General features: G+C 60.5%; 7 protein-coding genes. 4 read left to right on the forward strand and 3 right to left on the reverse strand.

Going from position 1 to position 11,412, the window contains the following annotated elements; genetic code table 11:
- Positions 1–613 precede the first annotated feature (613 nt).
- The 4 genes from AB0G15_RS29570 to AB0G15_RS29585 are packed head-to-tail and all read left to right on the forward strand — an operon-like array spanning position 614 to position 7,946.
- Positions 614–2,077, forward strand: coding sequence for an ATP-binding protein (locus AB0G15_RS29570; protein ID WP_362846039.1), 1,464 nt, complete (start codon positions 614–616; stop codon positions 2,075–2,077).
- Positions 2,058–4,928, forward strand: coding sequence for a Z1 domain-containing protein (locus tag AB0G15_RS29575; protein ID WP_362846041.1), 2,871 nt, complete (start codon positions 2,058–2,060; stop codon positions 4,926–4,928). Before AB0G15_RS29570 ends, AB0G15_RS29575 begins: the two co-directional genes overlap by 20 nt.
- A complete protein-coding gene (locus AB0G15_RS29580) occupies positions 4,925–5,935 on the forward strand; it encodes a PD-(D/E)XK motif protein (protein WP_362846043.1) in 1,011 nt (336 codons plus the stop codon). Before AB0G15_RS29575 ends, AB0G15_RS29580 begins: the two co-directional genes overlap by 4 nt.
- Positions 5,928–7,946 (forward strand): AIPR family protein, encoded by a 2,019-nt coding sequence (locus tag AB0G15_RS29585; protein WP_362846045.1) that lies wholly within the window; start codon positions 5,928–5,930, stop codon positions 7,944–7,946. The genes AB0G15_RS29580 and AB0G15_RS29585 overlap by 8 nt, the downstream gene beginning before the upstream one ends.
- 191 nt (positions 7,947–8,137) lie before the next feature.
- Here the strand turns inward: AB0G15_RS29585 and AB0G15_RS29590 are convergent, their stop codons facing one another.
- The 3 genes from AB0G15_RS29590 to AB0G15_RS29600 all read right to left on the reverse strand — a co-directional run.
- Positions 8,138–9,970 (reverse strand): prolyl oligopeptidase family serine peptidase, encoded by a 1,833-nt coding sequence (locus AB0G15_RS29590; protein ID WP_362846047.1) that lies wholly within the window; start codon positions 9,968–9,970, stop codon positions 8,138–8,140.
- Positions 9,958–11,229: a helix-turn-helix transcriptional regulator gene (locus AB0G15_RS29595; RefSeq protein ID WP_362846049.1), complete on the reverse strand. Its 1,272-nt coding sequence runs from the start codon at positions 11,227–11,229 to the stop codon at positions 9,958–9,960. The genes AB0G15_RS29590 and AB0G15_RS29595 overlap by 13 nt, the downstream gene beginning before the upstream one ends.
- On the reverse strand, positions 11,192–11,412 hold a 221-nt coding region (locus AB0G15_RS29600), incomplete at its 5' end, for a transposase family protein (RefSeq protein WP_362846051.1). The genes AB0G15_RS29600 and AB0G15_RS29595, both read right to left, overlap by 38 nt.

The following is an 11,412-nucleotide window of genomic DNA, read 5'->3' on the forward strand; positions in this document are numbered from 1 at the left end:
CTCCCGACGGCCCCCAGGAGAACATGGGCTCCCCGGCCAAGGCAAGTATTCTGTCGTACCAGACGGCTCCTTCGCCTTCCGGAACGTACAAACACATGAACGTACCGGGCGCACCGCGAAGATCAAAATCGTCCTGCCGGCCAGACCTCCCAGCGTTCGCCCACACGATACTCGAACACCTTGCCGAGATGGTAGGGGCCCCTGGGACCTCTGGTTGTCGACGTGACCAATGCTGCCAGGACACTCTCTGCGGAGTGCGAGAACGGTACGGCAGCCTCGTCGAAGTTCGGAGTTTCCGGAACTCCAGCTTGGATGACAACTCTAGCCAGGTCAGCACCGTCCAACGCTCCCGGCAACGGGAGCCGAGCGTCTCGGAGGCGGGTGGCGAACGTCCACGAACCCGATCTAACGCGAAAAACGGCAGCTTTCGCCCAAACGGTAGATTTAGACTAACTTTACGGAATTTTCGATCTATATCCGACAGATCCGACAACCAGGGCCGACAAAATTCAACGCCATTCCCGCATGCGAACACGCCCTGTAGGACGATTTCCTAAATGCGGGTAGATTGATTGGGCAATTTTGTACTGGCGAAGGGCGGCAGGGCAGCGCTGTGACGGAGAACTTCGAGATTGCCGCTCCGGACGCGGCCGGCATGGTGGCCTCCCTGAGTTCGCTGGGCTACTCACTGGAAGCCGCCATCGCTGACCTCGTCGACAACAGCATCGCCGCGGAGGCCAACCAGATCGACGTGGCATTCACCTGGGAGGGCGAGCGTTCCTGGGTCGCCATCGTCGACGACGGCAGAGGCATGACCCGCAGCGAGCTCGTCACCGCGATGACTCCGGCCGCCCGGGGACCATACACGGAACGAACCCTCAAGGACCTTGGCCGGTTCGGGATGGGGCTGAAGACCGCATCATTCTCACAGGCACGGCAGCTCACCGTAGCCAGCTCCGGTGAAGACGGTCACTGGACTGTCCGCACCTGGGATCTGGACACAGTGGAGACCACTGGCGAATGGCGACTCCTGCACGGAGCAGACCCTGAAACGACCGTGCTCATCGAACGACTACGCGGCCAACAATCCCACGGAACGATAGTGATCTGGCGCAGGTTGAACGGTTACGACACCAACGAACTGGACGACGAAAAGACCTCTCAGCAGTTCTACGACGGAGCACGACGCGTAGGACAACACTTGGGGATGGTCTTCGCTCGGTTTCTCGGCAGTCTCGCCCTGAACCTTCAAGGAGAGGCTGTTCAGTCGTGGGATCCGTTCCTCGGAGGGCACCAGTCGGTACAGAGCACCCCGCTAGAGGAGTTGCCCCTCGGCGGTAACCGGGTCACGGTCCGAGGGTTCGTGCTACCGCACGCACAGAAGCTGTCTCCCGCGGCCTACGACGCCGCAGGTGGGCCCAACGGCTGGCTCAACCAGCAGGGTTTCTATGTATACCGCCGACAACGCCTGATCCTAGCCGGAGACTGGCTCAGCCTACGTGGTATGCGACGCGAGGAGAAGTACAACCTCGCGCGAATCTCGGTTGACATCCCTGCGGAGCTGGATTCCGAATGGAGCGTAGACGTCCGGAAGTCGAAGGTCGTCCCCCCGATTGCACTACGCCGGCATCTTGAGCGCATTGCCAAGCGAGTAAGGGACCAAGCCGCCGAAGTTCTCAGACATCGGGGCCAGATCACGGCGCGGACGCACGGCGCTTCCCATGTCTATATGTGGCGTGTAGAACGGCATGATGGCCGGATCAGATGCAAGATTAACAGGAACCACCCACTCGTAAAGGAGGTTCTGCGAACCAGCGAGAGCCGAAGCCCGGTGGTCACGGCGCTGATCGTGATGCTGGAAGAGACCGTGCCCGTGGAGGCCCTCCGTGTGATGCACGAAACCGATACAGCTGACGATCCCGAGCCCTTCAGAGACGTGTCCAAGGGAGTCGAAAACCAGGTCGCACAGATGATCTACGAGTCTCTTCTCAACCAGGGTAGGACACCAGCCCAGGCTCGACAGAGTCTTGGCGAAATGCCTCCCTTCAATCAAATAGATGGCTTCTGGCATCAATAAATTCACGGATGACAGGACCGCCCCCACCTTACAGACCAGTGATATCAACAAACCTGGAGAGAGACTCGTGAGTCCCCCCGAAGATCAGTCCCTCACCAATGCTCTTCGCGTGGTGCGCTCCCTTCTGCCAGTCGATCGTCAGGCGACCGAGGTTGAAGTAGAGGACTACGTCAACATGGTGTTCGGCATGTTCGCCGGACGTGGCCAGCATGTGGATCGAAATGCATTGATGCGCAAGGTCCAAGAACTGGTAGTTGTCTTTCAGGAGGACGCGACTGGAATCAACGACGACTCGCACCATGAACCCTGGCTCCCCGATGCCAAGGCACAAAGAAACTGGGCGTTCTGGGAACGATACAGGACCTATACCGAAGAAGTTCTACTGCTGCCTCCCCGAGTGGTACGAACGCTCGACCGCTCAACTGACGACATCCTGGGCGATCTGGAAGACCCCCTGAAGGCCGGGACTTGGCGGCGTGCCGGGCTCGTCATCGGACAGGTCCAGTCAGGTAAGACCGGCAACTACACCGGCCTCGCCTGTAAGGCGGCGGACGCTGGCTACAAGCTCATCATCATTCTGGCAGGCATCCACAACGACCTTCGCAGCCAAACCCAGCTCCGTGTCGACCAAGGTTTACTAGGGTTCGACACCCAGTTCCAGAAACGCTATGACGAGGACGCAAAGAAGTACATCGGTGTTGGAGCCATGTCCCATGTCAACAGGCTGAGCATCGGTTCCCTGACTGACAGTACGGAGAAGGGAGATTTTCACCGAACGATCGCTCAACGCGCCAACTTTCCTATTGGCCACTTCCCGATCGTTCTGGTTATCAAGAAGCATCGCAGCATCATCAATAACGTACGCCAGTGGCTCGTTGACGTCACAGACGCGAAGGACGAGAAGACCGGCAGGGAGTTGGTGCGCAACATGCCTCTCCTGTTGATCGACGACGAGGCGGACCACGCCGGAATTGACGTTTCCAGGGATACGGAGACCGATCCGTCAAAGGTAAACGGACAAATCCGCAAGCTGCTCAACACTTTCGAAAAGGCCGCCTACGTCGGCTACACAGCCACTCCGTTTGCGAACATTCTCATCGACCCAGATGCGGACCATGACGACTTTGGGCGGGACCTGTTTCCCGACAGCTTCATCCACAGCCTGCCTGCACCGTCCAACTACTTCGGTCCGGAGCACGTCTTCGGTCTCAGTATTGACGACCCGGACGAGGACGACATCGAACCTCTGCCGGTCACTCGCACGGTGGACGATTTTCGGTCCTGGATGCCGGACAAGCACAAGTCCAACCACAGAGTCACAGACGACCTCCCAGTGTCACTCCAGCGAGCGATCAACTCGTTCGTATTAACTTGCGCTGCCCGGCGTGCCCGAGGTCAGGTCACTCAGCACAACTCGATGCTCATCCACGTCACTCGCTTCACTGCCGTACAACTCCAGGTCAAAGAGCACATCGACGACTACCTCAGGCTGCTTACCGACAACCTCCGTGACCGGTACAGTCACATGTCCACCAAACGACTCCAGGAACTTCAGAACCTGTGGAACAACGACTTCGTGCCGACGAGCAGCGCCTTCCCTGCCAACGAAGCGCAAGGCCTGCCCTGGGACGAGGTGGCTGAACATCTCGTACCTGCTCTACAGAAGATCCAGCTACGGGCCATCAATGGCGCTGCCAAGGATGCCCTGGAGTATTACGAGAACCGTAGGACGGGTCTTTCGGTGATTGCTGTGGGCGGTGAAAAGCTCTCCCGAGGTCTCACTCTTGAAGGGCTCAGTGTCAGCTACTATCTTCGGGCTGCCAAAGCCTATGACACCCTCCTGCAGATGGGCCGGTGGTTCGGCTACCGGCCTGGCTACGAAGATCTCTGTCGGCTCTACACGACTGATGAGCTGAGAAATGCCTACATCGAGATCACCAGAGCGACCGACGAGCTCCGCCGCGAAGTGGAGGAGATGGCGGCTCTGCGACAGAAGCCCAGCGAGTTCGGACTCAAAGTCAGGGCATCGTCACTCGGCCTGACTGTGACGGCACCGAACAAGATGCGAAGCGGGACCAAGGTCAGGCTCAGCTACTCCGGAGAGATCCCGGAAACCGTCATTTTTGACCTTAATCGGGATACCGTCGAGAACAACCTGAAGAACCTGGAGAACTTCGTCCAGCGTCTCACCGCGCCAGAACCTTCCAGTCACGACAGCCAAGGCGGAAGCATCGTATGGAAGGGTGTCCGGGCTGATGAGGTGATCTCCTTCCTCGATGGTTACACAGCCGACAGCAGTGCCCAGCGAGTACGCCCAGCGTTCATTTCCGAGTACATCCACCGCTGTGACAAGGTTGGCGAGCTCGGTAACTGGACCGTACGGCTTGTTGGGAACAAGAAGGCGGAAATGTTCGCCTCTATCGGTGAGCACCGCCTCGGACTGATCAAGCGTTCAGCTACCAATGAGCCGGTCAACGAGGGCCGCCAGACCATTCGCCGAGTGCTAAGTCCGCTGGATGAAAGCACCGATCTGACCGAAGAGCAGAGGGACAGGGCGCTTACGAACACCCGCAAAGCCGCCAAAGGCAAACTCCGTAGAGATGGCAAGCCCCGGGTAGAGCCCCAGATCCCTACAGGTATTCCTCTTCGCAACGAGAGGAGAACCGACCAAGCGCTACTCCTGATCTATCCACTTGTGCCGCCTCCAGTCGGAGACCCGGCCGTTCCCCTGGTCGGCTTCGCCATAAGCTTCCCCTTCTCCGGCAACCAGAAGAAAACTGAGTATGTGGTCAACGAGATCTGGCGCAAGGAGCAGATCGACCTCGGCGACGAGGAAGAGGACGACAGGTGAGCATCACCGAGGATGACTGGCGCAGGCTGGATACTCCTCAGGGAACGCCTGGCAGGTCCCTACGACGGCTTCACCCGGAATCGCCGCACGACCTGTTCATCGTGGTTACCTATCCAAGCCGGCAACGAATGTTGCTCCTGAAGACCAACGCAATCACCTACGAGCAGGCCTCCGATGCTCTTGGGCATCTGCCGAGGACACTCGGCTTGGAGATCCGCTTCGTCCGCCTCACCAGGCGCGAGTACGAACTTCATATCGCGTTGACCGCGGATGAGCTCAGGGAAGTCTTCAGTTCACTAGTCACGGATATCGCCGCAGCCGTCCAGGCAGCACCGGACGCGCTCAGTGCTGTCGTAACCGCGATCAATCGGTTCCAGCGGTGGCAGAACCTCCTGAAATCAGTCGGCGAAGAAGGGCTTGGCAAGGAGGAGCGACGTGGCCTTTTCGGCGAACTTCTGGTCCTTCGCGACTTCGTACTACCCGGGCTGGCCGTCAGCGACGCCCTAGCCTCTTGGACCGGCCCGACCGGAACCAGCCAGGACTTTCAACTCCCCAGACTCGCGATCGAGGTCAAGACCAGTTCGGCCCGAGCATCCTCTGAAATTTCCATTGCTAGCGAGCGTCAACTCGACGACACCGGAGTAGAGGAACTCTTCCTGGCTTTGGTCGTCGTCGACGAACGACGGGGAGGAACGGGGGCCAGCCTTAACACGATGGCGGAAAGTACTCGTGCAGCCATCACCAGCCTCGCAGCCCAGACTCTGTTCAGCGATCTACTTGTCCGGGCCGGCTATTTCTCGAACCATCGTGACCGGTATGACGAGCCGCGCTACACCGTCCGCGAAATCAGGTTCTGGGCGGTGAAAAACGACTTTCCGCGGATCATTGAACCGGAGCTCAGAACGGGTGTAAGCACCTGCGCCTACCGGATCCAGACTGCCGGTCTCGATACCTATCGGATCCCTGGCAACGAGGTAAAGAAAATAATCAGAGGAACGCATGGCTGAGACAGATATCGGTGACTTCGCCCACAACCTGATCAACACCGTCCTTGACGACGCGGACGCGGAGGGAGTGACGGCGCCGGAGATGTTCATCCAGCTGATGCTGGATAACCTCGAAATAGCAGGAGAAGTCGAGAACACCTTCATCGCCTATCACAAGGCCCACGGTCTTGAGATCTATGGGTACGGATTTAATGACACCCTCAGAAGCCTCGACCTGTTTGTGGCCGATTTCAGGCATGCGCATCTCAATGACAAGCTACTCAAGGCGCAGGCTGATACGCTCTTCAAACGAGCTCTGACCTTCCTGCACAGGTGTGAGGATGTCCGAAAGGCTGTCGACGAATCCTCAGACGTATATGACATGTGCGTGGGGGTGCAGAAAAACCTCCCTGACGCGGCTCGAATCAGGATTTTTCTGATCACCAACTGCTTCAGCACTTCACGTGCGCCCGACTCGACGCGGTCTGGCGAAATCGATGTCACCTACGAACTGTGGGATCTACCCCGGTTTCATCGGCTGGCCTCCTCAGGAACCCAGAGCGAACCAATCGTCGTGGAGTTCGACGAGCCGTTGATGTGCCTTGCGGCTCCATCCTCCGGTACCAACTGGTCCGTGGTGCTCGGCGTCATCCCTGGCCAACTACTCGCCGACCTCTATGGGAAGTACGGCACACGACTGCTCGAACTCAACGTAAGGTCCTTCCTCCAAGCCCGCGTTAAAGTGAACAAGGGAATCAGGGACACCCTGCTCAGGACACCCGAGTGGTTCATGGCCTACAACAACGGCATCACGGCCACTGCATCGATGGTCGATTTCACACCGATGCCCGGTGGCTTCCACGCGATCACCCGAATCCACGGCCTTCAGATCGTGAACGGTGGCCAGACAACGGCCTCCATCTACTACGCGCACACTCGCGACGAGGCTGATCTCGCGGATGTTCACGTCCAGATGAAGCTGACGGTTCTTCCGGAAGAGTTGTTGGAGAAGGTGGTTCCCGATATCTCGAAGTACTCTAACAGTCAGAACGCCGTCACATTGGTGGACTTCAGCTCCAATCACCCGTACCACGTCAATGTCGAGCGAGTGACCCGATCCCTCTGGGCGCCGGCTGTCGATGGAAGCGGCCAGGAAACCCGGTGGTTCTACGAGCGGGCACGAGGCCAGTACACAGATGCCCTAACCCAGGCAGGTACAACTCCCCGCCAGAAGAAGTTCAGGTTGGTTCATCCCACCAACCAGAAATTCAGCAAGGCGGACCTAGCCAAGTACCTCAACTCCTGGGATCAGTTGCCCTATCACGTCAGCAAAGGTGCCCAGAAAAATTTCGCTGAGTTCATGAGCCATCTCACAAATTTGGAGGAGCAGGGCCGGATGCCGTTGGTCGATGTCAGGTACTGCCAGCGCCTGATCGCCAAGGCTACACTCTTCAAGGAGATCGACAAGATTGCCAGAGAAGTGGGCGCGGGCAGCCACAAAAGCCATATCACCACCTACACCATGGCTCGCCTCTCCCTTGCGACCGACAGACGGATCGACCTTGACCGCATCTGGCGTGATCAGGGTCTCACTCCTGCCCTGACCTCTGCTGTCAGGGATCTCTGCCCGATGATCCTCCGTACGGTGACCAGACCGCTACATGGGAACAACGTCGGCGAATGGGCCAAAAAGTCTTCCTGCTGGGAGGCTGTATCCAAGATCAAGTGGGAAGTTCCGGACAGCCTTACGGCCGAACTCCTACCTGGTCCCGTCGTGGAGTCGGTGAGTTCAACCTATGGCGAACACCCTGACCTGCATGACGACGTAGCGATAGTTGCAGCGGTTCCTCCCGAAGAATGGTTGGCAATCCAGCGTTGGGCCAAGGAGACCCACAGCCTCGAACCCGACCATCGGCAGCATATAGCCATGGTCAGCCGGCGCTTGGAGAGCGGCCAGCCAATAAAATCCGCCACTGCCAGAAAGGCACTCCTTATCCGCTCAGCAGCGATCAATGCGGGGTTTAACTCATAATCCTACCCGCCAAGATTCACCAACAGGCGAAGTTCCACAAATTCCCGACGGGGAGAATTAGACTCAAGCCCTTGGTTATCCTTAACCTTCGCGATCTTTTATAATCTTCGCGTGACTGACTGAGGGTTATCTTCGCTTTCTGGTCATCCTGGTGGCCCCTCTCTGTCAGGCTTCAGCAAGATCGCTCCTCGCTATGGTCCACCCTTCGATACAAGTCCCTTAATAGCTCCTCTTTTCTCGCGAATGTCTCGAACGTGCTCCAGTTCCACGCGGAGAACACGGTGAACGTCAGCAGGTCGTCGCAGGGTGTGGCCCACCCCGATGACAACAGCCAGACGGGCATTGGAACCCAACCTCCCGGCAAGGCTCCTGACCCGGTCCAGTGGGATTACCTGATCCTCGTCCCCATGGATCAGAAGCAGCGGACGCTGAATCCCAGTTCCGGGTTCGCCGGAAAACTCACCGCGAAGCAGTTCCGCGTGATGAGCCTGGAACTTCGGTGCAGCTCGGCTCCAGCCCGCCAGGTCTACCATCGCTGACCTGGCGATCCCGGTCGTGAACACATCGGTGACCGCCAGGGCGCGCAGAACGGTGTACCCGCCGGCGCTAGCACCCCAGATCGCCATCCGCCCAGGATCCGCCCGACCGGCGGACACCAGGTGACGAGCCGCATCAGCACAATCGGTGGCGTCGACCACCCCCCACCGGCGACGGAGCCCCAGCCGGTACGCGCGGCCGTACCCAGTACTCCCCCGATAGTCGACATCAGCGACGGCGAAACCACGGCTCGTGAAGTACTGCGCGTGGAGGTCCAACCGTAGCGGCCAGTTCGCCGTCGGCCCGGGATGAGCCCGTACGAGCAACGGCGGAGGCCGATCACTCCCGCCCAAGGGCGGATAGTAGAGGCCGTGTGCCTCACCTCCGTCGCGAGTACCGAAGGTGAAGGGCTCCGGCCGGACGAGCGATGCGGGGTCAAGAGTGACGTCGGCCGAGGTGAGCTCATGGACAGAACCGTCGGGCTCGGCCAGCACCACCGTGGGCAACCGCGTGGGACTGGAGCCGATGAAAGCGATTTTTCCACCTGTCATGGCCAGGTAGGGCTTGATGGAGGTGTACGGAAACGCCAGCCGTTCGAGATCACCATTGAGACGCCTCACCACCAGGGAGTGCGACGGCCCTTGCTGGATGATGGCCGTTATCTGGGAGTCCTGGATCTTGTAAGTGCGGTAGCCGAACTCCCAAGGAGCTGCCGCGACCTCAAACTCCCCCGTGATCACCGGTTCGGTGCGGCCCTCGCGCCAGGCGTACAGGTTCCACCAGCCGGAGCGGTCGGAGGCGAAGTGCAGTGTCCCGTCGTCGCTCCACTGTGGCTGGCACACCGACTCGTCGTCCCCTCCGGCGACCAACCTCGTACCGGTGAGGGTGCTGTCAGGGCGGACGTCGGCCAGCCAGAGCTGGGCGCCGTCCCAGGGCATGAGCGGGGCGTTCCATGAGACCCAGGTCAGTCGCCTCCCGTCAGGGCTGGGCTCCGGGGACATGTAGAAGTCGTCACCGGACGCGATGACCGTCGGCTCGGCGGATCCGTCACCAGGCAGGACGACCAGCTCGTTGTGGACAAGGGTTTCCTCGTGTCGTTCCCGGACGGAGACCAACTTGTCCGTACCCGGCAGGAGGCGGAGGTCGGCGTAGCGGAGGGCTCCCGGTGAGGCGGGAACGGGAGTCACCGGTACGGGGTGCCGATGGTCGCGTACGTGATAGATCCGCTGGTCATCGGCGTCGCAGAACCACACATCCCGCTCGGTGGCCAGATAAGCGCCTCCGCCGTACTCGTGCACGTGGGAGGCGATGTGAAATCCCTCCGGCAGCACGTCCTGGCGACCGTCGCTGGCGGTCCAACGTACGAGCACATCTCCGCCCGCCCGTCCCTCGATCCAGTAAACGGTCTCGCCGACCGCTTGAACGGCGTCATAGGAGATGGTGGCGCGAGCGACAAGTTCAGCGGGGATAGGGCTTACTCTTGCCATGATCGGACGAAGTCGTCCAGTTCGCGAGCGACAGCGGGCTGCCGACTCGCCGCGTGATCACGGAAGCGCTGAACCCGGGACATTCCGGCGACCGATCCTCGCCTGGCGAATACGGCGATGGCCTCCTGTGCCAGCCGTACGGCCTCGGCGGATTCGCCTTCTCCGAGCCGCGCTCGCGCCAGGTCCACGGTGAGTTCTGCCCTGCGACGTACGCACGTGGCGGGAACGCCACCGATGGCGTCCTCGAAGGAACGGGCGGCCTGGGCGTAGTGACCGAGTTCGAGAAGGCAGTCACCCTCGTAGCCGAGGAGCCGCTCGCGGTCGAAGTCGTACATCCATTCGTCCCGCTCGTCACCGGCCCATTCCAAGGCTCCGTTCGCCCGGTCGAGTTCGGCCAGGGCGGTCTGGCTGTCACCCGCGTGGGCGTGGGCGGTGGCACTCACGGCGTGTAGCCAGGATCTCGTGACACGGGTGACTGCGCGACCGGCCGTTTCCAGAGCTGCTGAGGCGTGGTGGACGGCCTCGTCTGCCCGCCCGGTCGCGTCCGCGGTGACGGATCGGTAGGCACTGACGTAAGACCGAAGTCCTCTGTCGCCTGCTTCGCCCAAGGCATCCAGAGCGGTGGCGTATCGGTGTCCCATTGTGAAGTGATCACCCAGGTCGAACCGGATCCACGCCGCGAACCCGGCGGCCTCCGCCGCCGCGTGGGCGATCCGCCGCCGCAGCCGGTTGGAGGTGGGCGCCTCCAGGAGCGAGAGCAGGAGGGCGAGATGGCCGTCAACCGGGACGAGCATCTCGGCCGACGTCAGCTCGTGGTAGAGGCGGCGCTGGTGAATGGTGATCACTTCGATGTCCTCCACCACGGCGGAGGTGATCGCCGAAGCGCGCTTGCCACACGTGCTGAGCCGCCCCCAGTCGATACCGGAATCGGGCGTCTCCGGAACGGGTCTCCGCGCGGCTTCGCTGCGGTGGCGTAGATGGGCCTGTTCTCGGATGACACCGGGGAACATGCCGTTGAGCGTCCCGTTCGCGCCGAGCGCGGTATCGCACGCGATGACCACGGATTCAGAAGGGGCGACCGAAGCCCGCTCCACGGCACCGAGGTGTTGCCAGGAGTATCCGGTCAACTCGCCGAGTTCCATCAGCGTGAGCGAGCGCGCTTTGCGTAGCTCACGCATCCTGGAGCCCAGCGCGGCAAGCAGTGAGGTGATCTCAGCGACTTCATGTTGAGTGGCCGTGTTCGAAATGTGTGAGGACAAGCGCGGCTTTGACGATGTCGCCGATTTTGCTGGGGCTGGCGGTGATGTGCTGGAGGGTGCGCCAGCGCTGGGTAAGCAGGGCGAAACCTCGTTCGCCCAGACAGCGCAGGGCGCGCAGGAGTGCGTTACGGGTGCGGGTGTCGAGGTCGAGGGGCCGGCCGTCGGCAGGTTGTTTGACCGGGG

The sequence above is a fragment of the Streptosporangium sp. NPDC023825 genome, from assembly GCF_040639575.1.
Classification (GTDB): domain Bacteria; phylum Actinomycetota; class Actinomycetes; order Streptosporangiales; family Streptosporangiaceae; genus Streptosporangium.